The organism is Aurantimonas sp. HBX-1 (assembly GCF_021391535.1).
Taxonomy (GTDB): domain Bacteria; phylum Pseudomonadota; class Alphaproteobacteria; order Rhizobiales; family Rhizobiaceae; genus Aurantimonas.
Window position 1 is genome coordinate 3,839,251 of sequence record NZ_CP090066.1, and the last position, 22,522, is coordinate 3,861,772.

The following is a 22,522-nucleotide window of genomic DNA, read 5'->3' on the forward strand; positions in this document are numbered from 1 at the left end:
GAGAACGCATGATGTCGGCGCTGCTGATCCGCCTGTTCGCGGCCATGCTTCTGGGCCTCACCTTCAGCCAGTCGGTCGAGTTCACCCAGCAATATCTGCAGCGGCTCGGCGGCGCGGCGGACGAGCTTCGCGCGGTCGTCGCGCGGTTCGACGAGGGCGCCCGCAGCTTTGCCCTGACACGGCAGGAAGCGCTGGAGCGGCTGCGGGGCAACGCCGACACGCTGGTCGTGCGGCAGGGCGCCGATGCCGAAACGACGATCGCGCGGTTCGAGGCGGTCGAGCGGCGCTACCGCGCGCTGATCGAGGCCGCGCCGCTGTCCCGGCCGTTCATCGCCGCCAGCGACCCGGACTGGCCGATCGCGCGGCGGACCGGCGAGGACTACCGACCGGCGCTGCCGGTCTCGCTGGAGGGCTTGCTGCTGACGCTGGCCGGCTTCGGGCTCGGCTGGGCCGGCGGCGCGTGCTGCCACGGCGCCGTCCGCATGCGGCAGCGAAGTCGAGCGCGGCGGATGGCGGGCGGGTGAGGCGGGCGCCACGGTCTGCGGCGGTCGCGACAAGCCGCTGCCATCCTCACGGCGTCATCCTCGGGCTTGACCCGAGGACCCATTCCTCCGCGCGGCAACCGCCGCTCCCGCTGCTGCGGGGCGCCCATTCTGAGAGGCGGTCGGCGGCGGCGACGGTTTGGCATGGGTCCTCGGGTCAAGCCCGAGGATGACGCCTTCAGGGAGGTTGGTGCTACGACGGAGAGGGCGTGGTGCAGTACCGCGAGACTTGCGGGCGGGGCTTGCTGCGACGGTTGCGACAGGCCGCTCCCTTCCTCCCGGCGTCATCCTCGGGCTTGACCCGAGGACCCATTCCTCCGCGCGGCAACCGCCGCTCCCGTTGCGGCGGGGCGCCCCGTTCTGAGAGGCGGTCGGCGGCGGCAGCGGTTTGGCATGGGTCCTCGGGTCAAGCCCGAGGATGACGCCTTCGGGGAGGGTTGGCGCCTCCTCCCGGACACCTGCCCGCTGACCGAAGGGCGATCTCCAACGACATCTCAGTCGATCACGACGCATGCTGGACGGCGAGAACGGCCTCATGCCGTTGACATGGCCACGCCGCCCGCACAGATTCCCCCTCATCCAAGGGGAGTTCCGGCAGGGAACTGAGAGGCCACCAGAGCGCGTGGCGACCCTTCGAACCTGATCCAGTTCGTACTGGCGGAGGGATGGCACACGGCAAACAGCGGACCCCCCAGCGGCGGGTCCCGCCGCGCTCCCGTTCCCCTCCTTCCGCCTGCGAACCCGACCCGAACGGAGGACGCGATGCCCGCCAGCCATTCGAGCCGCCCCGGCGCGGGACCGGCGTGACCCGGCGCATCGCCATCATCGGCGCCGGTGCGGCGGGGCTCGTGACCGCGGCGAAGCTCGCCGAGCGCCGGCAGACGGCCGATATCTTCGAGGCAGCGGATCGGCTGGGGGCAGGCGGGGCGTCGTGGCTTGCCGGCGGCATGCTGGCGCCGTATTGCGAGGCCGAGCACGCGGGCCCTGTCATCGTCGCGCCGGGCCTCGCCGGGATCGACTGGTGGGCGGCGGCGGTGCCGGGCGTGGAACGCCGCGGCACGCTGGTCGTGGCGCCCTGGCGCGACCTGTCCGACCTCGCCGCCTTTGCCCGCCGCACGAGCGGCCACGAGCGCATCGGGGCCGACCGGATCGCGGCGCTCGAGCCAGATCTGGCCGGCCGCTTCGGCGACGCGCTGTTATTCCCCGCCGAAGCCCATCTCGACCCGCGCCTGGCGCTGGAGAGTCTCGCGACCCGGGTGACAGGGGCCGGCAGCCGGATCCACTTCGGCAGCGCCGTCGACCCCGGGACGCTCGACCACGACGCCATCGTCGATTGCCGCGGCTTCGCTGCGGCGGACGACCTGCCGGCGCTGCGGCCGGTGCGCGGCGAGATGCTGATTCTGAAGAGCCAGGACATTTCCCTGTCCCGCCCCGTCCGGCTGCTGCATCCGCGCTGGCCGGTCTATGTCGTGCCGCGCGGCGAGGGCCTGTTCATGGTCGGCGCGACGATGGTGGAGACCGGCGACCGGCGCGGCGTCACGGCGCGCGGCATGGTGGACCTTCTCAACGCCGCCTATGCGCTGCATCCAGCCTTCGCCGAGGCGGAGATCGTCGAGACCGGCAGCGGCATCCGGCCCGCCTTTCCCGACAACCAGCCGCGGGTCTCCCGGCGCGGCCGGGTGATCGCCGTCAACGGGCTCTACCGGCACGGCTTCCTGCTGTCGCCGGCAATGGCGGCGGAGGCCGTCGCCCTCGTCACCGGCGAAGAACTGAAGGCAGCATCATGAGGATAATCGTCAACGGCGAGGCGCAGACGGTCGCGGCGACGACGCTGGAGGCTCTGCTTCTCGAACTCGGCTACCAGGGCGCGATCGTCGCCACCGCGCTCAACCGCGACTTCGTGCCCTGCGAGGCGCGCGCCGACACGCCGCTCGCCGAAGGCGACGCGGTCGAGATCATCGCCCCGATGCAGGGAGGCTGAGACCATGGACGGACCCGCTGACATTCCCGATGGCATGGACATCTACGGGACGCGGCTCGGCTCGCGGCTGATGCTCGGCACGTCGCTCTACCCCTCGCCGCAGGTGCTCTCCGACGCCGTCAAGGCTGCCGGTGTCGACGTCGTCACCGTGTCGCTGCGCCGCGAGTCCGGCGCCGGGCGCGCCGGCCAGGCCTTCTGGGCGCTGATCCGCGAACTCGGCGTGAAGGTGCTGCCCAACACCGCCGGCTGCCACTCGGCGCGCGAGGCAGTGACGACGGCGCAGATGGCCCGCGAAGTGTTCGCCACCGACTGGATCAAGCTCGAAGTGGTGCGCGACGCCGAGACGCTGCAGCCGGACGTGTTCGGCCTGGTCGAGGCGGCGCGGATCCTCGTCGCGGACGGGTTCAAGGTGCTGCCCTACACGGTCGAGGACCTGTCGGTGGCCGACCGGCTGGCGGAGGCCGGCTGCCGCGTGCTGATGCCGTGGGGCGCGCCGATCGGCTCGGGGCTCGGGCTCAACAACCGCTACGGGCTGCGCCAGCTGCGGGCGCATTTCCCGGAACTCACGCTGATCGTCGATGCCGGACTCGGCCTGCCCTCGCATGCTGCCGCCGCGATGGAGCTGGGCTATGACGGCGTGCTGCTCAATACCGCGGTGGCGCGGGCGGGCGATCCGGTGATCATGGCCCGGGCTTTCGCTCGGGCGGTCGAGGCCGGACGGCTCGCCTACCTGGCCGACCCGATGGACCCGCGCGACATGGCGGCCCCCTCGACGCCGGTTTTCGGCCAGGCGATGCTCGGCGGCGGCGAATGACCCGGCTCGATCCGTTCTATCTGATCGTCGACGACGCCGAGATGGCCGAGCTTCTGGTGCCCCTGGGGGTGAAGCTGCTGCAGCTGCGCGCCAAGGACATGGAGCCCGGGAGGCTGCGCGACGCGGTGCGGCGGACCAGGGCGGTCTGCGCGGCGCATGGCTGCACGCTGGTGATCAACGACCACTGGCAGCTGGCGATCGCGGAGGGATGCGACTTCGTGCATCTCGGCCAGGAGGATTTGGGGGAGGCCGATCTTGCTGCGATCCGGACCGCGGGCCTGCGGCTCGGGATCAGCACGCACGACCGGGCAGAGCTCGCCACCGCCCTTGCCGCGGCGCCGGACTATGTGGCGCTCGGCCCGATCTGGGAGACCAAGCTCAAGGCGATGAAATGGGCGCCGCAGACGCCCGCCAAGCTGACGCGGTGGCGCGAGCGGATCGGCGACCTGCCACTGGTGGCGATCGGCGGCATCACCGCCGAGAACCTGCCGCAAGTTTTCGAGGCGGGCGCCGACTATGCGGCGGTCGTCACCGACGTGACGCGGCACGCCGACCCGGAAGCGCGGACGCGGCAATGGCTGGCGGCGACGGCCTCCTGGCGGTGAGCGCCGCGGCCGCTTGATGATCAACCCGCCCGTCCGCCGGCGTAGGCTGCTTCCAGCGCGGCGATGTCGAGCTTGACCATGCCCAGCATCGCCTGCATCGCCCGGCCCGCCCGCTCGCGGTCCGGGTCGCGCAGCATCTCGCCAAGCCTGGCCGGGACGACCTGCCAGGAGACGCCGAACCGGTCGGTCAGCCAGCCGCAGCGCTGCGGGCTTCCGCCGACCAGCAGCGCCTCCCAGAAGCGATCGATCTCCGGCTGGTCGGCGCAGGTGACGAACAGCGAGATGGCCGGCGTGAAGGTGAAATGCGGCCCGCCATTGAGGGCGATGAAGTCCTGCCCCGCCAAGGTGAAACCGACGCTGAGGACGCTGCCCGCCGGACGGGGCGAGCCTTCCGTGTAGCGCATGGTGTCGCCCAGGCCGGCGGGCTGGCCGCAGGCCTGGAAGGTCTCGACATAGAAGCGCGCTGCTTCCTCGGCCGCCTCGTCGAACCACAGGCACAGCGAGAGCTTCGACACCTGCCTATCTGCTCTCGTCGACGATGGTCTCGAAGCCGCCGAAGATCATCCGCTGGCCGTCGAACGGCATCCCGGCGCTCGTGTCGATCTCCGGGTCTTCCCGCACCTTGGCCATGCCGGCGTCGCGGGTCGCCTTGTCGGGCCAGGAAATCCAGGAGAAGACCACGACCTCTCCGTCCTTGGCCTTCACGGCGCCCCGGAAGTCGGTGACCTTGCCGTCCGGCACGTCGTCGCCCCAGCATTCCACCAGGCGCTTGGCGCCGTGCTTCATGAAGATCGGCGCGACCTTGGCGGCCAAGGCGCGATAGGCCTCCCGGTTCTCGGCCGGGACGGGGATCACGAATCCGTCGATGTAATCCATGCTGTTCTCCCTGATCTCTTCGGGCGCGCCGGTCAGGCCGCCCGGGTCTCCTCACGTCCCGCCACCGCGGCAGGGTCCATCCATACCGGCTCCCAGATATGGCCGTCCGGATCCTCGAAGCTGCGATTGTACATGAAGCCGTGGTCCTTGGCCGGCACGGGGTCGGCCGAACCGCCGGCCTTCGCGGCGGCGTCCACCATCGCGTCGACCGCGGCGCGGCTGTCGGCCGACAGCGCGATCAGCACCTCGGTCGTGGCGCGGGAATCGGCGATCGCCTTGGGCGTGAAGGCGGCGAACTTGGCGTGGGTCAGGATCATCACGTAGATCGTGTCCGAGAACACCATGCAGGCCGCGGTGTCGTCGGAGAATTGCGGGTTCCGCGTCGCTCCCAGCGCCTCGTAGAAGGCGATGGATCGCGCGAGATCAGCGACCGGCAGGTTGACGAAGATCATCCGGGGCATCGGCGTGTTCTCCTCGGTTCGGTGGGTCGGTTCAGGGGCGCAGGTCAGTGGCGGCGAGGCCGCTGCCGTCCATCTTCATCGGCACCGAATGGTGCTCGTGCAGCAGCGACCAGCCGTCGGTGCCGCGCTTCAGGCAAAGGGTCGAACGGAACCACAGGTCGACCGGGCCCTCGCCGCGCTTGATGCCGCGCATCCGGCTGAGCCCGTGGGCAAAGGCGAGGTCGCTTTCGACCACCACCGTCGGGTCGGGCATCACGACCGAGACCGGGCCATCCCAGGTCGCCAGCCATTCTTCCATGCCGGCGGCGTCGCGGGCGGAGGCGCCGACCAGCTGCAGCGGCGGCGCCAGGTCGAACGTCACGACGTCCTCGGCCATCGCCGCCATCACAAGGGCCGTGTCGCCGGCGCGGACCGCTTGGTTCCGCGCGTCGATCAGGTCCCGTATGGCTCTTGCCTCGATGCCACCCATCCCGCGCTCCTCCTCGCGTTCCGTTTGCTAGTCATGCCCCACTCGGTTATAAATGACAACCATGAAATTAGAAAAAATAACTGAGTTGCCTGACACCCGCCGACGCCGCCACTACGATGACTCCTGCGCCGCCGCCCACGCCCTCGACCTTGTCGGCGAGCGCTGGGCGCTCTTGGTGATGCGCGAGCTCTACTGGGGACCGAAACGCTTCAGCGCCTTGCGGGCCAGCCTGCCGGGGATCAGCGCCAATGTCCTGACGCAGCGGCTGGAGGGGCTGGAAGCCGCCGGCATCGTGATCCGGCGCAGGCTGCCGCCGCCATCCGGGGCGCAGGTCTACGAACTGACGGAGTGGGGACAGGAGAGCGAGCCGATCTTCCAGGCGCTCGGCCGCTGGGCGGCGCGCTCGCCGCGCCACGACCCGACGCTGCCGTTCAGCGCCGCCTCGCTGCTGCTGTCGCTGCGCACGATGCTGGACCCCGGACGCGCCGACGGCCTGGCGGCGCGGATCGGGTTCGTTCTGGGGGTAGAAACCTACGTGGCCGATCTCGGCGCCGGGCGGATCGAGATCGCGCCGGGGCCGACCGAGGGCGCCGATGTCGTCTTCGCCGGTGCGCCGACGGTCATCGCCGCGGCGATCTATGGTGGCCAGGATCTGGCGGCGCTGGAGGCGGAAGGCGCGTTGCGCATCACCGGCGACCGGGCGCTCGCGGCGCGCTTCGTCGCCCTGTTCCCGCTGCCGGCCAAGGCGGCGCCGCCCGGCTGAGCGGGCGGCGCCCGGCGCTACTTCACGTTTTCGGGTATCTCGTCACCCTCGACGATCGCCTTGCGGTGCTCCTGCGCCTTCAGCTCGTCCAGCGAGGGCATCGACATGATGTTGTAGCCGGAATCGACGTAGTGGATCTCGCCGGTGACGCCGTTGGCGAGCTCCGACATCAGATAGAGCACGGCGCCGCCGACCTCCTCGATCGTCGTGTTGCGGCGCATCGGCGCGTTGCGGCGCTGGAAGTTGAACATCAGCCGCGCATCGGAGACCCCGGCGCCCGCCAGCGTGCGGACCGGGCCGGCGGAGACCGCATTGACCCGGATGTTGCGCGGGCCGAAATCCGCCGCGAGATAGCGCACCGACGCCTCGAGCGCCGCCTTGGCAACGCCCATGACATTGTAGTTCGGCATCACCCGGACGGCGCCGCCATAGGTCATGGTGACCATCGAGCCGCCATTGCGCATCAGCGCGGCGGCGCGCTTGGCGACCTCGGTGAAGGAGAAGCAGGAGATCAGCATGGTGCGCGTGAAGTTCTCGCGCGAGGTGTCGGCGTACAGCCCCTTCAGCTCCGACTTGTCGGAGAAGGCGATGGCATGCAGCACGAAGTCGATCGACCCCCACTCCGCCTGCAGCGTCTCGAAGACCTGGTCGAGCGAGGCGACGTCCTCGACGTCGCAGGGGATCACCAGCTTGCAGCCGATCTCCTCGGCCAGCGGCCGCACCCTGCGGCCGAAGGCCTCGCCCTGGTAGGTCAGCGCGATGTCCGCGCCGTGCGCCGAGAGCGCCTTGGCGGCGCCCCACGCAATGGAATTGTGGTTGGCGACGCCCATGATGAGGCCCCGCTTTCCGGCCATCAGATCGCCCATGGTGCCCTTTCCGATCATCAGTCCGCGACGCGCTGGAACACGAGGCAGGCATTGGTGCCGCCGAAGCCGAACGAGTTCGACAGGATGCGGTCGAGCCGCACCCCGTCGCGCCGTTCGCGAACGATCGGCAGGTCGGCGAATTCCGGATCGATCGCGTCGATATGCGCGCTGCCCGCAATGAAGCCGTGCTTCATCATCAGCAGCGAGTAGATGGCCTCGTGGACGCCGGTGGCGCCCTGCGAGTGTCCGGTGAGCGACTTGGTTCCCGAGATCGGCGGGATGTCCGAACCGAACACCTCGCGGATCGCCTGGACCTCCATGCGGTCGCCGACCGGCGTCGAGGTGGCGTGCGGGTTGATGTAGTCGATCGGCCCGTCGAGACCGGCCAGCGCCTGCCGCATGCAGCGCACGGCGCCTTCGCCCGACGGCGCGACCATGTCGGCGCCGTCCGAGGTGGCGCCGTAGCCGACGATCTCGGCGAGGATGTTGGCGCCGCGCGCCTTCGCCCGCTCGTATTCCTCCAGCACCAGCACGCCGGCGCCGCCGGCGATGACGAAGCCGTCGCGGTCCTTGTCATAGGCGCGGCTGGCGACGTCCGGCCGGTCGTTGAAGTCCGAGGACAAAGCGCCCATCGCGTCGAACAGCACCGACAGCGTCCAGTGCAGGTCCTCGCAGCCGCCGGCGAACATGACGTCCTGCTTACCCCACTGGATCATCTCCGCGGCATTGCCGATGCAATGGCTGGAGGTCGAGCAGGCGGACGAGATCGAATAGTTAACGCCCTTGATCTTGAACCAGGTGGCGAGCGTCGCCGAGGCGGTGGAGGACATCGCCTTCGGCACGGCGGTCGGTCCGATGCGCTTCGGGCCCTTCTCGCGGGTGGTATCGGCAGCCTGGACGATGGTCGCCGTCGAGGCGCCGCCGGAGCCCATGATGATGCCGGTGCGCTCGTTGGAGATGTCCTCCGGCGACAGCCCCGAATCGGCGATCGCCTGGTCCATCGCCACGTGGTTCCACGCCGTGCCGCCGCCGTGGAAACGCATCGCCCGGCGATCGAGAATCGTCGTCGGGTCAAGGGTGGGCCGGCCGTGCACGTGGCTGCGGAAGCCGAGTTCCTTGTATTCCGGCGCGAAGCTGATGCCCGAGCGGCCTTCCTTCAGCGACTGCGCCACCTCGTCGGCATTGTTGCCGATCGAGGAGACGATACCCATGCCGGTCACGACAACGCGTCTCATTGCCCGCTCCCCTTGCTCGCCGCGATCGCGCCCATCAGCCGGCCGCATCCGCCGGAGCCGCATCCTCGGCATCGACGAACAGGCCGACCCGCAGGTCGCTGGCGCGATAGATGACCTCGCCGTCGGCCTTCATCCAGCCGTGAGCGATACCGAGCTTCAGTTTCGAACGCATGACGCGGCGAAACTCGACGCCGTATTCGACGAGCTTCACCTTCGGCGTCACCTGGCCGGTGAACTTCACCTCGCCGACGCCGAGGGCGCGGCCGCGGCCCGGCTCGCCTAGCCAGCCGAGATAGAAGCCGGTCAGCTGCCACAGCGCGTCGAGGCCGAGACAGCCCGGCATCACCGGGTCGCCCTCAAAATGGCACTTGAAGAACCAGAGGTCCGGATTGACGTCGAATTCGGCGCGGATCGTCCCCTTGCCGAACTCGCCGCCGGTCTCGCTGACCTCGGTGATGCGATCGAACATCAGCATCGGCGGCAGCGGAAGCTGGGCGTTACCCGACCCGAAGAGCTGCCCGTGACCACAGGCGATGAGATCGTCGTAGTCGAATGCGGTCTTTTGCGTCGCCATGGTCCGTCGTATCCGCCCCTCATGTGCGCGGCCATCTGCGGGCCGCTCTCGGCTCGCCCTTAGCATGGCTGTCGCCGCGCTGGAAACCGCCCCCCGGGATCCGTCTCCCGCAATCGGCCGGGCCGTCACGCCGGAGCCCGGCGAAATATGGTCGGGGCCGGGGTTTTTCGATAGGTTGCGCCTCTTCGTCACCAACGTCCCGCGGAGGGGACCGGAGCCTATCGCATTGCAGCCCAGAACAACGCTTGCCACCCGGCGGATCGGCGCCGTCCTCGTCCTCGCGGCAGCCCTGGCGGCAGCTCCCCCCGCCAGCGCGCAGAGCTGGGCGGTCGCGGGCCGGACGGCCGGCTTCAAGGTCGGCGGCTCGTTCACCGGCCTTGCCCTGACCTGCGTGGCGCCGGGCCGCGTCGAGCTGACCTTCTCCGGCTTTCCGGCGCATCTGCCGACCGGCGGCGACTATACCGTCCCGGTCAGCGTCGACGGCACGGCATTCATCTTCGAGACCGAGGCGCGCGATGGCAGCGAGCGCGACTTCTCGACGCTGGTCCATGTCGCACCGGCCAGCGAGATGACGGCGTTGCTGGATGCGCTGGCGCAGGGGCGCGCGGCGGAAGTGGCGAGCCCGGCCGGGCGCTATGTCGTGCCGCTGGCGGGCTCCGGCCGGGCGGTCGAGGCCTTCCGGCAGCTTTGCGGCTGAGCCAGGCGACGGCCGGCCGCGCCCGCCGGCGCAGCGCGCACCGGCCGGTCAAAGAGTTTGTGGCGAAAGGCGTTCTGCCTTATTATGTCTTGCACGTGCGAGGGCGTCTCCGTAAGGAACCCCCTCACTTGGACGAAAACTCGAAATATCGGGCATTTGCGATGGATAACCGGCCGCGCCCCACCCGTTTCTGCGTGTTCGAACGCCTGCGTTCCGTAGGGCTTCGTCCGACACGGCAGCGCGTGGCGCTCTGCAACCTGATGTTCGGGGTCGGTGATCGCCATCTGTCGGCCGAGGAACTCTACGCCGAGGCGCACAAGGCCGGCGAGCCGGTTTCGCTCGCCACGGTCTACAACACGCTGCACCAGTTCACCGATGCCGGCCTGGTGCGGCCGCTCTCCGCCGAGGGCCAGCGCACCTATTTCGACACCAATACCTCCGATCATCACCATTTCTTCGTCGAGGACGACAATGCGATGATCGACATCCCGGACGGCAGCCTGCGCTTCGACCATTTGCCGGAGCCGCCGGAAGGCATGGAGATCGTCAATGTCGACGTCGTCGTGCGGCTGCGCCGCAAGGCGCCTTCCGCGACCGCCGACAATGCCGAGGCCGTCGCCGCCGACTGACCGGCGCGATCCCTCGCTCTACCGTAAGAAAAGGCCCGGTCGCCAAGCGCGCCGGGCCTTTTTCATGCAGGGATGGCGGGAATGCCCGGCGCTGCGCCTACTGGAAGTTCTCGTCCGGATAGACGCCCCAGATCTCCTGCTGCCGCACGTAGCCCTGGCGGTCCATGACGGCGAGCTGGCACCAGCCGGAGCCGCATTCCGTCACCGGGGCGACGACGCCCGGCTCCAGCCGCGCGGTCAGCGGCGCATCCGTGGCGGGATTGGCATGCACGTCGATCATCGTCGCCTTGCCCTTCAGCCAGGGCGCCGCGATCGAGGTGCGCTCGCCCGACAGCAGCGAGTGATAGACCCAGCCCTCGGTGCCCTCGGAATCGCGGATGCGGCGCCAGAGCTCGTATTCCTGGACGACCTCCACCGGCAGGCCGGGCTTGAGATACAGCCAGCTGACCGGATAGTCGCGCCCCGGGCCGATGCGCAGGTTCACCCGCGCCGCCTTGAGGCTGACATAGCGCGGCAGCGGCAGCTTCGAGACGGGTCCGACCTCGACGGCCAGCACCGGGGCCGTCGGGGCGATCGCCCCGGTGGCGAGAACCGCGGCGCCGACCAGCGCGAGCAGCGAACGGCGGAAAAGGGCAGCGAACATGGGCGATACTCCAGACGATCGGCCCGGCAGCCCGGCTGCCGGCCGCCGCGCCGCCGGCCGGACGGGGCGCGGGAAACTCTTTGTTTTCGGCGTCCCGGCTTGCTAGGAGGGGCGCTCGGCTCTCGGATCGATAATCGTCCGCTTCGGTTAACAACGTCTTGAGTTCAAAGGATCGTGGCCGATGACGACGCGCGAAAAACCGCTCGTGATCATCACGCGCAAGCTGCCGGCCCCGATCGAGGCGCGCATGTGCGAGCTGTTCGAGACGCGCCTCAACGAGACCGACCGGCCGCTCGAACAGCCCGAACTCGTCGCCGCCGTGCGCGAGGCGGACGTGCTGGTGCCGACCGTCACCGACCGCATCGACCGCGCGGTGATCGAGCAGGCGGGGCCCCGCCTCAAGCTGATCGCAAATTACGGCAACGGCGTCGACAATATTGACGTCGAGGCGGCCCTCGCCCGCCATCTCTTCGTCACCAACACGCCGAACGTCCTCAACGAGGACACCGCCGACATGACCATGGCGCTGATCCTGGCGGTGCCGCGCCGGCTGGTCGAGGGCGGCATGCGGCTGGTCTCCGGCGAGGGCTGGCCGGGCTGGTCGCCGACCTGGATGCTCGGGCGGCGGATCTGGGGCAAGAAGCTCGGCATCCTCGGCATGGGCCGGATCGGCACCGCCGTCGCCCGGCGCGCCAAGGCCTTCGGCCTCGAGATCCACTATCACAACCGCCGGCGCGTCAGCCCGAAGACCGAGGCCGAGCTCGGCGCCACCTACTGGGAGAGCCTCGACCAGATGCTCGCCCGCATAGACATCGTCTCGGTCAACTGCCCGTCGACGCCGGCGACGTTCCACCTTCTGTCGGCGCGGCGGCTGGCGCTGATCCAGCCGCATGCCTTCATCGTCAACACCGCGCGCGGCGAGATCATCAACGAGAAGGCGCTGGTGCGGCTCCTGGAGGAGAACCGCATCGCCGGCGCCGGCCTCGACGTCTTCGAGGAGGAGCCGGCGATCGACCGGCGGCTGCTGCGCCTGGCCGAACAGCACCGGGTGGTGCTGCTGCCGCATCTGGGCTCGGCGACCATCGAGGCGCGGATCGACATGGGCGAAAAGGTGATCATCAACATCCGCACGCTGATGGACGGCCACCGCCCGCCCGACCGGATCCTGCCCGGCGGCTACTGACCGCCCGCGTGGAAGCCCGCTTCCCGGGCTCCCGACGCCATCTTGCCTGCCTCCCCGGCCTGTCGCAGACTGAGCTCCGGCGACAAGAATGACGGCCGCCCAGGGCGGACCGCGGCGCTTCGGGAGGAACCATGAGCGAGACACTGGAGCGGCCGGCTGTGGCCGGGAGCGAGGCGCGCGGCACCGTGACGGCGTGGCTCGAGGCCTTCGAGGCGGCCCTGGCGGCGGGCGACGCGGATGCGGCGGCGGAGATGTTCGCGCCGGTCAGCTTCTGGCGGGACCTCGTCACCTTCACCTGGAACATCCGCACCATGGAGGGGCCGGACGAGATCCGCACGATGCTCAGCGCCGTGCTGCCGACGGTGCGCCCAAGCCACTTCGCCATCACCGGCGAGCCGAGCGAGGCGGACGGCGTCACCGAGGCGTGGATCAGCTTCGAGACCGCGGTGGCGCGCGGCAACGGCCTGGTACGCCTCAAGGACGGCAAGGCCTGGACGCTGCTGACCGCGATGACCGAGCTGAAGGGGTTCGAGGAGCCGCTGGCGGATCGCCGGCCAATGGGCGCCGAGCACGGCTCCGCGCCCGGCCGCAAGTCGTGGCTGGAGAAGCGCGAGCAGGAGGCGGCCGAGCTCGGCTATGCGACGCAGCCCTACGTGCTGATCGTCGGCGGCGGCCAGGGCGGCATCGCGCTGGGCGCGCGGCTGCGCCAGCTGGGCGTGCCGACGATCATCGTCGAGCGCAACGACCGGCCCGGCGATTCCTGGCGCAAGCGCTACAAGTCGCTCTGCCTGCACGACCCGGTCTGGTACGACCACCTGCCCTATCTCGAGTTCCCGAAGAACTGGCCGGTCTTCGCCCCGAAGGACAAGATCGGCGACTGGCTCGAGATGTACACGCGGATCATGGAGCTCAACTACTGGTCGCGCACGACCTGCAAGAGCGCCAGCTTCGACGAGGCCAAGGGCGAGTGGACGGTCGTCGTCGACCGGGACGGCGAGGAGGTGGTCCTGCATCCCAAGCAGCTGGTGCTGGCGACCGGCATGTCGGGCAAGCCGAACATGCCGACGATCAAGGGCATGGAGCGCTTCAAGGGCGAGCACCACCACTCCTCGCAGCATCCCGGGCCGGATGCCTGGAAGGGCAAGAAGGCCGTCGTCATCGGCTCGAACAATTCCGCCCACGACATCTGCGCGGCGCTCTACGAGGCAGGCGCCGACGTCACCATGGTGCAGCGCTCGACGACGCACATCGTGAAGTCGGATTCGCTGATGGAGCACGGGCTCGGCTCGCTCTATTCCGAGCGCGCCGTCGCCAGCGGCATCGACACGGCGAAGGCCGACATGATCTTCGCCTCGCTGCCCTACCGGATCCTCCACGAGTTCCAGATTCCGGTCTACGACAAGATCCGCGAGATCGACGCCGACTTCTATGCAGCGCTCAAGAAGGCCGGCTTCATGCTGGACTACGGCGCCGACGATTCCGGCCTGTTCATGAAATATCTGCGCCGCGGCTCCGGCTACTACATCGACGTCGGCGCCTCGCAGCTGATCATCGACGGCAAGATCAAGCTGAAGAGCGGCGTCGAGATCGAGGAGATCACCGAGACGGGGGTACGCTTCGCCGACGGCACCGAGCTGCCCGCCGACCTCATCGTCTACGCCACCGGCTACGGCTCGATGAACGGCTGGGCGGCCGACCTGATCAGCCAGGAGGTCGCCGACAAGGTCGGCAAGGTCTGGGGCCTCGGCTCCGACACCCCGAAGGACCCTGGCCCGTGGGAGGGCGAGCAGCGCAACATGTGGAAGCCCACCCAGCAGCCGAACCTGTGGTTCCACGGCGGCAATCTGCACCAGTCGCGGCACTATTCGCTTTACCTGGCGCTGCAGCTGAAGGCGCGCGAGGCGGGGATCGCGACGCCGGTCTACGGGTTGCAGGAGGTTCACCACTCGGGCAGATGAACCGAGGAAGGCCGGACACGTCCGCAACGGTCCCGATCGAACCTTTTCCGCTTCCGCGCGTTTGTAAGCCAGACAAACATCAAAGGAGTACCGACCATGATCGGTTGGGCCATCACGTTTCTGGTTATTGCCTTGATCGCCGCGGTGCTTGGTTTCGGCGGCATCGCCGGGACCGCCGTCGGAATCGCCAAGATCATCTTCTTCGTCGCGATCGTGCTGTTCGTGCTGTCGCTGATCTTTGGCCGGTCGCGCCGCCCGTCGATCTGACGCGGCGCCCAGTGATTGCGTAAAAAGGGGCGGTATCCGCGAGGATGCCGCCCTTTTCGCGTTCCAGACATAGCGCGGTGCCCGCCGGCCCCCGGCCGCAGCACGTCTGCGGCGCCGCTCAGCCCTGGCGGGCGCGCCGGTAGCGGATGGTCTCGAAGCGCATGGTCAGGAGGTCGACCATCAGCAGCTTGCCGACCAGCGGCTCGCCGACGCCGCAGACCAGCTTGATCGCCTCGCTCGCCGCCAGCGTGCCGAGGACGCCGGTGGTGACGCCGAGTATCCCCGCCTCGGCGCAGGACGGCACCAGCCCCGCCGGCGGCGGCTCGGGGAACAGGTCGCGATAGCCGGGATGGCGCACGCCGTCCGCCGCCGTCTCATAGGGCTTGAGCACGGTCAGCGAGCCCGAGAAGCGGTTCACCGCCGCCGTCACCAGCGGGCGCCCGGCGGCGGCGCAGAGATCGGCCATGGCATAGCGCGTCGCGAAATTGTCCGAGCCGTCGATGACGAGATCATAGGCGGCGACGATCCCCGCGCCGTTCTGCGGGTCGATGCGGAGCGCGTGCGGCTCCACCGCGACATGCGGGTTGAGGGCGCCCACCGCATCGGCGGCGCTGTCGAGCTTGGGGCGCCCGACATCCGCGGTCCGGTGCAGCACCTGGCGCTGCAGGTTGGACAGCGACACCACGTCGTCGTCGACGATGCCGATCGTGCCGACGCCCGCCGCCGCGAGGTAGAGCACCACCGGCGAGCCGAGGCCGCCAGCGCCAATGACCAGAACGCGGGCGCGCTTCAGCAGCTGCTGGCCCGGACCGCCGACCTCCGGCAGGACGATGTGCCGGGCGTAGCGCTCCAGTTCGCGGGGGTCGAGCCTCGTCTCGTCCATCTCAGTCCTCCGGAAGCGGCGAACCGGATGGCCGGATCGCCCCCGAATCGACCTCCAGCATCTGGGCGCGATCGGCCAGCGCGTCAAACAGGCCGGCATCCGTGCCGGTCATGAAGGCCTGGACGCCGAGACCGTCGATCAGGTCGAACAGCGCGGCGCGGCGGCCGGGATCGAGATGCGCCGCGATCTCGTCCAGGAGCAGCACCGGCGGCATGCCGGAAAGGGCGGTGACGAGTTTTGCGTGCGCCAGCACCAGGCCGATCAGCAGCGCCTTCTGCTCGCCGGTCGAGGCAAGCCCCGCCGGCATCGCCTTGGCGAGATGGGTGACCGACAGCTCGGCCCGGTGCGCGCCGAGCAGCGTCCGCCCGGCGCCGCGATCGAGGCTCCGGCCGCTGCGCAGGCGGGCCCGCGCCTCGTCCTCGGCCTCCACTGCCGGACGGGCGAGGTCGATGTCGCCATAGCCAGAGGCGAGCACCAGCCCGGCCCTGGGGAACGGATTGGCGGCGTCGGTGGCGCCGATCATGCCGGCGAGGAGATCGACGAGCTCGGCCCGCGCCACCGCCATGGCGATGCCGAGCTCGGCCATCTGGGCCTCCAGACCCGACAGCCAGGAATCGTCCAGCCGCTCCTCAGACAAGAGGCGGTTGCGCGAGCGCATGGCGCGCTCGTAGTCGCTCGCCCGCCGTCCGTGCGTCGGGTCGACGGCCAGCACCATGCGGTCGAGGAAGCGCCGCCGGTCGCCGGCGGGGCCGTTGAACAGCCCGTCCATCGACGGGGTCAGCCAGACGACGCGCAGCAGCTCGAGCAGTTCCTCGGCGTTGCGGGCATTGGTCTCGTCGATTCGGATGGAGCGGTTGGCTGCACCCGCGGCGTCCGGGCTCACCTTGGTGAGGATGTCGGTCTCGCCCGCTGCCGAGACCACCGCGGCCGCCACCGAGAAGCCGCCGCCACCGCCCTGCCGGGCGATCTCCTGGTAGGTGGCGCGCCGCAGGCCGCGGCCCGGCGACAGCAGCGAGATCGCCTCGAGGAGATTGGTCTTGCCGGCGCCGTTCGACCCGTGGAACACCACGAAGCGGCGATCGAATTCGAGGCGGAGCGCGGTGTAATTGCGGAAATCGGCGAGCCGCAGCCGGCTCAGCCCGATCGGTGCCGCGGGCGCGGCAGCCGCATCGGCCGGAAGCGGGGGCGTGTCGTGCAGGGAGCCCGTGGCGTCAGACCCGCATCGGCATGAGGACGTAGAGCGTCGCGTCGTCGCCGCCGTCCCGGATCAGCGTCGGCGAGCCCGGATCGGCCAGCATTAACACCGCGTCGTCGCCGGAGAGCTGGCCGGTGATGTCGAGCAGATAGCGGGCGTTGAAGCCGATCTCGATGTCGTCGGAATCGTAGCCGACCGACAGCTCTTCCGTCGCCGTGCCGGAATCCGGCGAGTTGACCGTGAGCACCAGCTGCGAGTCGGTGAGCGCGAGCTTCACCGCCCGGCCCCGCTCGGAGGAAATCGTCGAGACGCGGTCGACGGCGGCTGAGAAGGTCTGGCGGTCGAGGGTGAGCGCCTTGTCGTTGTTCTGCGGGATCACCCGCTGGTAGTCCGGGAAGGTGCCGTCGATCAGCTTGGAGGTCATCACCACCGCGCCGATGGTGAAGCGCATCTTGGCGTCGGAGAGCTCGACGCTGACCTCGTCCTCGGCCCCGATGTCGCCGAGCAGCTTCTGCAGCTCGCCCACCGTCTTGCGCGGCACGATGACGCCGGGCATGCCTTCCGAGCCCGCCGGCGCCTTCATCTCGGCGCGGGCGAGGCGGTGGCCGTCGGTGGCCACGGCCCGCAGCTTCAAATCGCCGTCGGATTCGATCGTGTGAAGGAAGATGCCGTTGAGATAATAGCGCGTCTCCTCGGTGGAGATGGCGAACTGCGTGCGCTCGATCAGCCGGGCGAGTTCGCCGGCCTTGATGGTGAAGCCGTGCGACAGCGGCCCGGCGGTGATGTCGGGGAAATCCGATTCCGGCAGGCACTGCAGGCGGAAATTCGAGCGGCCCGAGGAGACCGTCATCTGGGTGCCCTCGGCATTGGTGGCGAGCCGCACCTCGGCGCCGTCCGAGAGCTTGCGGACGATGTCGTAGAGCAGATGCGCCGGGACGGTGGTCGCCCCTTCCTGCTCGCCGGTCGCCGTCGCCGTCTCGGTGATCTCGAGGTCGAGGTCGGTCGCCTTCAGGCGCAGCCCGCCCGCCTCGGTCTTCAGAAGCACGTTCGACAGGATGGGAATCGTGTTGCGGCGCTCGACGACCCGGTGGACGTGAGCCAGCGACTTCAGGAGGTTCGACCGTTCGATGATGATACGCATGGACCGACGCCGTTTCGTTCGGGAGGCCGCCGGGGTTTTCCAGCGGCCTTTCCGGGTTCGAAGTTCTTAGAGACTGGCGGCCCGCTTGGGAAGGCTTAACGCCACAAGATACGTGGCGCGCCGGCGCGGAACGCCGCCGCCGCAAGGCTGCGGCGGGCGATCACTCCTCGATCATGCGACGGATGAGGTCCAGCTCTTCGGAGAGCTTCTCGTCCTTGGAGCGCTCGCCCTCGATCTTGCGCACCGCGTGCAGGACCGTGGTGTGGTCGCGGCCGCCGAAGCGCCGGCCGATCTCGGGCAGCGAGCGCGGCGTCATCGTCTTGGCGAGATACATGGCGATCTGCCGCGGCCGGACGATGGTGCGGGTTCGCCGCGCGGACAGGAGCTCGGTGCGCGGCACGTTGTAGTGGCGCGAGACGAATTTCAGGATGTCCTCGATGCGCACCCGCCGCTCGGTGTTGGCCCGGGTCAGCTGGTTGAGGAGATCGTCGAGATGCTCCGGCGACAGCGGCTGGCCGAGCGAATGGCGGAAGGCGATCTGGTTGAACGCCCCTTCGAGGTCGCGGCCCGAGCCGGCGACGCGCTGGGCGATCGTCTCGATCACCCGCTCCGGCATGTCGAAGCTCGGATCCTCGGCCCGCATCGCCTTGACGCGGCTGTCGATGATCGCCCGGCGCATCGCGTAATCCGGCGGCGCCAGCTCCAGCGTGATCCCGTTGGAGAGCCGCGAACGGACGCGGGGGTCGAGCGATTCCAGCTCGGAGGCCGGGCGGTCGGCCGCGCAGATCACCTGCTTGGCGGAATCGATCAGCGCGTTGAGGAGATGGCAGAACTCCTGCTGGATCGACTTGCCCTGCAGGAACTGCGTGTCGTCGATGATCAGGATGTCGATGCCGCGCAGCGTCTCCTTGAGGTCGAGGGCGCGGTTGTCGCGGATCGCGGTGGCGAAGCGCCACATGAAGTATTCGGCGGTGAGATAGACGACGCGCGGCCCGTCGTGGCGGCGCACGGCGGCGTTGGCGATCGCCTGCAGGAGATGCGTCTTGCCGAGGCCGACGGCGGCATGGATGAACAGCGGGTTGAAGCGCACCGACTGCGGGCCGTTCTCGGCGATCGCCTTGGCGGCGGCCAGTGCCACGCGGTTCGAGGCACCCTCGACGAAATTGTCGAAGACATAGCGGCTGTCGAGGGGCGAGCCGAAATCGGCGGCCGAACGCGGCGCTTCCACGGCCCGCTCGAGCCGGACCGGCGCCTTCTCGCCGACGGCGATCGGGCGGATCTCCTCGGTGCTGACCACCGCCTGCTGGCTGTGGCCGGCGACCCGGGGCTCGCGGATGGTCACGCCGCCGCCGCGCACGGCGCTGCGGATGGCGATCTCGACCTTCAGCGTGCCGGGCACCTCCTCGCGGAAGATCTCGGTGAGCAGGTCGTGATAATGCGACTGGATCCAGCTGCGCAGAAACGCCGTCGGCACGGAGATCCGGCAGACGCCCTTGCCGACGGATTCGAGCTTCAGGCGCTGGAACCAGCTGGAGAAGATGTCCGGCCCGAGCTGCGCCTTCAGCCGCGCATTCACCCGCTCGATGATCTCCGCCGAACCCTTCGCCCCGCCGTCCATGCCTGCCCCGCCATTGTCGTCGATTCTTGTTGATGCGCTACCCGCCAGGGGCAGCCCGCGAGACGGCACAGCAGCAAACGCCGCCTGCCCCGTCCGCAGACCTAGTTCTGCGACCATGGCAGCCCCTCCGCCTTCCAGCCTGCCTTGCGGCCCCGATGCCCCTCCTCGTCCGGCGGTCCCTCGAACCCGTTCAGCACGTTGAAGCAGTTCTCGTAGCCGAACGCGGTCATCGCCACGGCGCCGGCGATCGAGCGGACGCCCGAGCGGCAGAGGAAATAGATCGGCGCCGCCTTGCCGATGCCGGCGGCGTCGAGACGCTCGGCGAGCTTCGGGGCGAAGGCCGGGTCGACGGCCATGGACGGGAAACTCTGCCATTCCGCCAGGACGACCGACTTGCCGATCGGCCCGAGCTGGGGGAGCCCGACATAGGTCCATTCGGCACTGGTACGGACATCCACCAGGACGGCGTCCTCGGTCTCCGACAGAGCGGACCAGCAGGTCGACGCCGTGACGTCGCCCCGGTAACTTTTATCCATGCAAAACAACTCCCCGCCCCTGATCCCGCAAGGGACAGAAGTTCTCGATACTTAAAACGGCTTGATGCGCTCAGAAACTACGCGTTGCGTTCGATGACGTGAGCCCGGTCGGGCTGGGGGCGGCTTCCCGTCGTCGGAACCTTGTGGCGGCTCCACAAACTTCTGGAAAACACTGGTTGTCCCCGCACTTCGTCTTCTCCGCACTTGTGTGAGGCGGAAACTACGAAACGTGGCGGGATGCGGCAAGCGGAGTCTCGGCGGAATCGTAAGACGGGCGGACTTGCTGTGGCAGACTCGTCATCCGTGTACCCGCCGAACGGGTCGCAACGTGCTGACACCCCTCGACTTCCGTCACTGAGCCCGGGGCAGGAACCCGGGGCAAACATAAAAATCGTACTGATCGGGATCATCCCGCTTGACTCAAGGACTTGCCGGGACGCGCTTAGCCAGCTATCCGCAACTGCTCACTGACCTCGTGCAAATGCCTGGAATCAAATGGGGTTTTCGGCGGCGTCACGATGAAGCGGGACTCGGCGCAGTGGCGCATGACAGAGCGATGACGCGGCGGGCAACATGCCTGCGAAATAGGCCTACGAATCAAAAAGCCCGGCGCTGGGCCGGGCGTTTTCGATAGCGGACGATGCAGCCTGGCGGCGGCGATCAGGCCTCGGCGAGGCCCTTCACGCGGTGCGACAGGCGCGAGATCTTCCGCGAGGCGGTGTTCTTGTGAAAGATGCCCTTGGAGGTGGCGCGCATCATTTCCGGCTCCGCAACCTTGAAAGCGGAAAGCGCGGCTTCCTTATCGCCGGCGGCGATCGCCTCCTCGACCTTCCGCAGGAAGGTCCGGACGCGGCTGCGGCGAGCGGTGTTGACGGCGGTCCGGCGCGCGATCTTGCGCGTCGCCTTCTTGGCCGAGGGGGTATTGGCCATCGTTCGTCTCTTTCTGTCTGTCGATTCAGCTTTTCGGGTGGCGGCGCCGCTGGCGGCAGCAGCCGCGCCGCAACGCAAAAAAACCGGCCACGTCTTCCGACGCCGCCGAATTAGGCGTCCTTATAGGTCGCATCCCCGGCTCCGTCAATCGCCGACGACACGCGCCGGCGGCGCGTCTCGTCGAATCGTGGCGCAGGTCAGCCGCGGCCGCCGAAGACGCGCCGCGGATGGAACGAACCCTGGTCGATCGAGCCGAGCGCGATCAGCCGACCGTGGCCGGTCGCGAAGGCCTCGTCGCAGGAGGCCGGCGCGTCGCGCCCGCGCAGCAGCACCGAATTGCCGGACAGTACGCGCCCCGCCTGCTCCTCCGACAGCATCACCTCGTAGAGGTCGCAGAGCGCGGCCTCGGGGTTGATCAGATATTCGTCGAGCGGCCCGTAATCGACGACCCGCGCCGTCGCCCCGGCTTCCACCGCTTCGGCGTCGAGGGTCTCGCGGCCCTCCTCGGCCGCCGCCTCGAGATCGTCCAGCGTCACCATGTCGGCCTCGGTGAAACCACCGACAGAAACCCGGCGCAGGTCGATCACATGGCCGAAGCAGCCGAGGTCGCGGCCGAGGTCGCGGGCGATGGCGCGCACATAGGTGCCCTTGCCGCACTCGGCCTCGAACACCGCCGTATCGGCATCCGGCAGCGACTGCAGTTCCAGCCGGTGCACGGAGACCGTGCGGGCGGCGATCTCCACCACCTCGCCCTCGCGGGCAAGATCGTAGGCCCGCTCGCCGGCGATCTTGATCGCCGAGAAGGTCGGCGGCACCTGGCTGATCTCGCCGACATAGTCTTCCATCGCCAGGCGAATGTCCGCCTCGCTCGGACGCAGGTCCGACGACTGCGCGACGGTCCCCTCAGTGTCGTCGGTCGTGGTTTCGGCGCCCCAGCGCACGGTGAAGCGGTAGACCTTGCGCCCGTCCATCACGAAGGGGACGGTCTTGGTGGCGTCGCCGAAGGCGATCGGCAGCATGCCGGAGGCGAGCGGATCGAGCGTGCCGGCATGGCCGGTCTTCTGCGCGAAATACAGCCGCTTCAGCTTGGCCACCGCGTCGGTCGAGCCCATGCCCTTCGGCTTGTCCAGAATCACCCAGCCATTGACCGGACGGCCCTTCGGCTTCTTGCCGCGACGCGCCATCAGTTCCTGTCCCCGTCATCGTCCTGGTCGTCGAGGTCGCGGGCGACCTCCGGCGACTTCAGGAGCGCGTCGATGCGCGCGTAATTGTCGAAGGAGGTATCGGCGCGAAACCGCACCTCCGGCATGAACTTCATCTGCCGCAGCGCCGGCGTGATCCGGCCGCGGATGAACTTGGCGTGCTGGTTGAGCGCCGCGATATAGGGCTCGACGTCGCTCTGGCCGAGCACCGTGACATAGGCGGTGGCAAGCTTCAGGTCGGTCGACATGTCGACCTCGGTCACCGTGACGACGGCCGTCTCGAGCAGCGGCTCGCGGATCTCGCCCCGCTGCATGACCTCGGTCAGAGCGTGACGGACCTTCTCGCCGACGCTGAGCCGCCGCTGGGAATGTGCGGAGTGGGGCGAACGGGCCATACCGTATCGGAGTCCTTCTCGTCGCGGCCGGCATCGCGCCGGTCCGCAGAATGAATGTG

Annotated in this window: 27 protein-coding genes and 1 riboswitch; of the genes, 11 read left to right on the plus strand and 16 right to left on the minus strand. The window is 69.0% G+C overall.

What is annotated here, in order from left to right; genetic code table 11:
* Positions 1-8 precede the first annotated feature (8 nt).
* The 5 genes from LXB15_RS18195 (at position 9) to LXB15_RS18215 (ending at position 3,942) form a co-directional block, all read left to right on the plus strand.
* Entirely contained in the window at positions 9-524 is a 516-nt protein-coding gene (locus tag LXB15_RS18195) for a DUF2937 family protein (RefSeq protein ID WP_233949780.1), read from the plus strand.
* Positions 525-1,114: 590 nt separating this feature from the next.
* Positions 1,115-1,225: riboswitch (TPP riboswitch) on the plus strand.
* Between the two features lie 120 nt (positions 1,226-1,345).
* Complete coding sequence (locus tag LXB15_RS18200; protein ID WP_233949781.1) at positions 1,346-2,329, plus strand: FAD-dependent oxidoreductase; 984 nt, start codon at positions 1,346-1,348, stop codon at positions 2,327-2,329.
* Positions 2,326-2,523 carry a sulfur carrier protein ThiS gene (thiS, locus tag LXB15_RS18205; protein WP_233949782.1) on the plus strand — a complete coding sequence of 66 codons (198 nt, stop codon included), beginning with the start codon at positions 2,326-2,328 and terminating at the stop codon, positions 2,521-2,523. Before LXB15_RS18200 ends, thiS begins: the two co-directional genes overlap by 4 nt.
* Positions 2,524-2,527: 4 nt before the next feature.
* The gene (locus LXB15_RS18210; RefSeq protein WP_233949783.1) at positions 2,528-3,337 is read left to right on the plus strand and encodes a thiazole synthase; all 810 of its coding nucleotides are present in this window, start codon (positions 2,528-2,530) and stop codon (positions 3,335-3,337) included.
* Positions 3,334-3,942: a thiamine phosphate synthase gene (locus tag LXB15_RS18215; RefSeq protein ID WP_233949784.1), complete on the plus strand. Its 609-nt coding sequence runs from the start codon at positions 3,334-3,336 to the stop codon at positions 3,940-3,942. The genes LXB15_RS18210 and LXB15_RS18215 overlap by 4 nt, the downstream gene beginning before the upstream one ends.
* A gap of 20 nt (positions 3,943-3,962) precedes the next feature.
* Here the strand turns inward: LXB15_RS18215 and LXB15_RS18220 are convergent, their stop codons facing one another.
* Genes LXB15_RS18220 through LXB15_RS18235 form a run of 4 tightly spaced genes read right to left on the minus strand, consistent with a single transcriptional unit; the run spans position 3,963 to position 5,748 of the window.
* The gene (locus LXB15_RS18220) at positions 3,963-4,457 is read right to left on the minus strand and encodes a VOC family protein (protein ID WP_233949785.1); all 495 of its coding nucleotides are present in this window, start codon (positions 4,455-4,457) and stop codon (positions 3,963-3,965) included.
* A gap of 4 nt (positions 4,458-4,461) precedes the next feature.
* Complete coding sequence (locus tag LXB15_RS18225; protein ID WP_233949786.1) at positions 4,462-4,818, minus strand: DUF1428 domain-containing protein; 357 nt, start codon at positions 4,816-4,818, stop codon at positions 4,462-4,464.
* A 32-nt stretch (positions 4,819-4,850) separates the two neighbouring features.
* Positions 4,851-5,279, minus strand: a complete 429-nt coding sequence (locus tag LXB15_RS18230; protein WP_233949787.1) for a VOC family protein — start codon at positions 5,277-5,279, stop codon at positions 4,851-4,853.
* Positions 5,280-5,310: 31 nt separating this feature from the next.
* A complete protein-coding gene (locus LXB15_RS18235) occupies positions 5,311-5,748 on the minus strand; it encodes a nuclear transport factor 2 family protein (protein ID WP_233949788.1) in 438 nt (145 codons plus the stop codon).
* Positions 5,749-5,809: 61 nt separating this feature from the next.
* Here LXB15_RS18235 and LXB15_RS18240 point away from each other — a divergent pair, with 61 nt between their 5' ends.
* Entirely contained in the window at positions 5,810-6,511 is a 702-nt protein-coding gene (locus LXB15_RS18240) for a helix-turn-helix domain-containing protein (protein WP_233949789.1), read from the plus strand.
* A 17-nt stretch (positions 6,512-6,528) separates the two neighbouring features.
* Here the strand turns inward: LXB15_RS18240 and fabI are convergent, their stop codons facing one another.
* From fabI to fabA, 3 genes are read right to left on the minus strand one after another with little or no spacing between them, the layout of a single operon-like run.
* Positions 6,529-7,377, minus strand: coding sequence for an enoyl-ACP reductase FabI (fabI, locus tag LXB15_RS18245; RefSeq protein WP_233949790.1), 849 nt, complete (start codon positions 7,375-7,377; stop codon positions 6,529-6,531).
* Between the two features lie 17 nt (positions 7,378-7,394).
* Positions 7,395-8,612, minus strand: a complete 1,218-nt coding sequence (gene fabB / locus LXB15_RS18250) for a beta-ketoacyl-ACP synthase I (protein ID WP_233949791.1) — start codon at positions 8,610-8,612, stop codon at positions 7,395-7,397.
* Between the two features lie 34 nt (positions 8,613-8,646).
* On the minus strand, positions 8,647-9,186 hold the full coding sequence (gene fabA / locus LXB15_RS18255; protein WP_233949792.1) for a 3-hydroxyacyl-[acyl-carrier-protein] dehydratase FabA: 540 nt from the start codon (positions 9,184-9,186) through the stop codon (positions 8,647-8,649).
* A gap of 226 nt (positions 9,187-9,412) precedes the next feature.
* Between fabA and LXB15_RS18260 the strand changes: the two genes are divergently transcribed.
* Positions 9,413-9,883 carry a hypothetical protein gene (locus tag LXB15_RS18260; RefSeq protein WP_233949793.1) on the plus strand — a complete coding sequence of 157 codons (471 nt, stop codon included), beginning with the start codon at positions 9,413-9,415 and terminating at the stop codon, positions 9,881-9,883.
* Positions 9,884-10,044: 161 nt separating this feature from the next.
* Positions 10,045-10,512, plus strand: coding sequence for an iron response transcriptional regulator IrrA (gene irrA / locus LXB15_RS18265; protein WP_233949794.1), 468 nt, complete (start codon positions 10,045-10,047; stop codon positions 10,510-10,512).
* Between the two features lie 97 nt (positions 10,513-10,609).
* Here the strand turns inward: irrA and LXB15_RS18270 are convergent, their stop codons facing one another.
* On the minus strand, positions 10,610-11,155 hold the full coding sequence (locus LXB15_RS18270) for an SH3 domain-containing protein (RefSeq protein ID WP_233949795.1): 546 nt from the start codon (positions 11,153-11,155) through the stop codon (positions 10,610-10,612).
* A 181-nt stretch (positions 11,156-11,336) separates the two neighbouring features.
* Between LXB15_RS18270 and LXB15_RS18275 the strand changes: the two genes are divergently transcribed.
* From LXB15_RS18275 to LXB15_RS18285, 3 genes are all read left to right on the plus strand, one after another.
* A complete protein-coding gene (locus tag LXB15_RS18275; protein WP_233949796.1) occupies positions 11,337-12,338 on the plus strand; it encodes a D-glycerate dehydrogenase in 1,002 nt (333 codons plus the stop codon).
* A gap of 131 nt (positions 12,339-12,469) precedes the next feature.
* Positions 12,470-14,296 (plus strand): NAD(P)/FAD-dependent oxidoreductase, encoded by a 1,827-nt coding sequence (locus tag LXB15_RS18280; RefSeq protein ID WP_233949797.1) that lies wholly within the window; start codon positions 12,470-12,472, stop codon positions 14,294-14,296.
* Positions 14,297-14,392: 96 nt separating this feature from the next.
* The gene (locus LXB15_RS18285; RefSeq protein WP_233949798.1) at positions 14,393-14,563 is read left to right on the plus strand and encodes a DUF1328 domain-containing protein; all 171 of its coding nucleotides are present in this window, start codon (positions 14,393-14,395) and stop codon (positions 14,561-14,563) included.
* A gap of 118 nt (positions 14,564-14,681) precedes the next feature.
* On the opposite strand, the gene moeB is transcribed toward LXB15_RS18285, so the two are convergent.
* The 8 genes from moeB to rbfA form a co-directional block, all read right to left on the minus strand.
* Positions 14,682-15,446, minus strand: a complete 765-nt coding sequence (gene moeB, locus LXB15_RS18290; RefSeq protein WP_233949799.1) for a molybdopterin-synthase adenylyltransferase MoeB — start codon at positions 15,444-15,446, stop codon at positions 14,682-14,684.
* 1 nt (position 15,447) lies between these two features.
* Complete coding sequence (gene recF / locus LXB15_RS18295; protein ID WP_370640244.1) at positions 15,448-16,644, minus strand: DNA replication/repair protein RecF; 1,197 nt, start codon at positions 16,642-16,644, stop codon at positions 15,448-15,450.
* Between the two features lie 13 nt (positions 16,645-16,657).
* Positions 16,658-17,782 (minus strand): DNA polymerase III subunit beta, encoded by a 1,125-nt coding sequence (gene dnaN / locus LXB15_RS18300; protein ID WP_233949800.1) that lies wholly within the window; start codon positions 17,780-17,782, stop codon positions 16,658-16,660.
* Between the two features lie 160 nt (positions 17,783-17,942).
* Positions 17,943-19,400: a chromosomal replication initiator protein DnaA gene (gene dnaA, locus LXB15_RS18305; protein ID WP_233949801.1), complete on the minus strand. Its 1,458-nt coding sequence runs from the start codon at positions 19,398-19,400 to the stop codon at positions 17,943-17,945.
* A 101-nt stretch (positions 19,401-19,501) separates the two neighbouring features.
* Positions 19,502-19,936, minus strand: a complete 435-nt coding sequence (locus tag LXB15_RS18310; protein WP_233949802.1) for a rhodanese-like domain-containing protein — start codon at positions 19,934-19,936, stop codon at positions 19,502-19,504.
* A gap of 660 nt (positions 19,937-20,596) precedes the next feature.
* Positions 20,597-20,866, minus strand: a complete 270-nt coding sequence (rpsT, locus tag LXB15_RS18315; RefSeq protein ID WP_233949803.1) for a 30S ribosomal protein S20 — start codon at positions 20,864-20,866, stop codon at positions 20,597-20,599.
* 197 nt (positions 20,867-21,063) lie between these two features.
* On the minus strand, positions 21,064-22,050 hold the full coding sequence (gene truB / locus LXB15_RS18320) for a tRNA pseudouridine(55) synthase TruB (RefSeq protein ID WP_233949804.1): 987 nt from the start codon (positions 22,048-22,050) through the stop codon (positions 21,064-21,066).
* Positions 22,050-22,463: a 30S ribosome-binding factor RbfA gene (gene rbfA, locus LXB15_RS18325; protein ID WP_233949805.1), complete on the minus strand. Its 414-nt coding sequence runs from the start codon at positions 22,461-22,463 to the stop codon at positions 22,050-22,052. Before rbfA ends, truB begins: the two co-directional genes overlap by 1 nt.
* Positions 22,464-22,522: the final 59 nt, after the last annotated feature.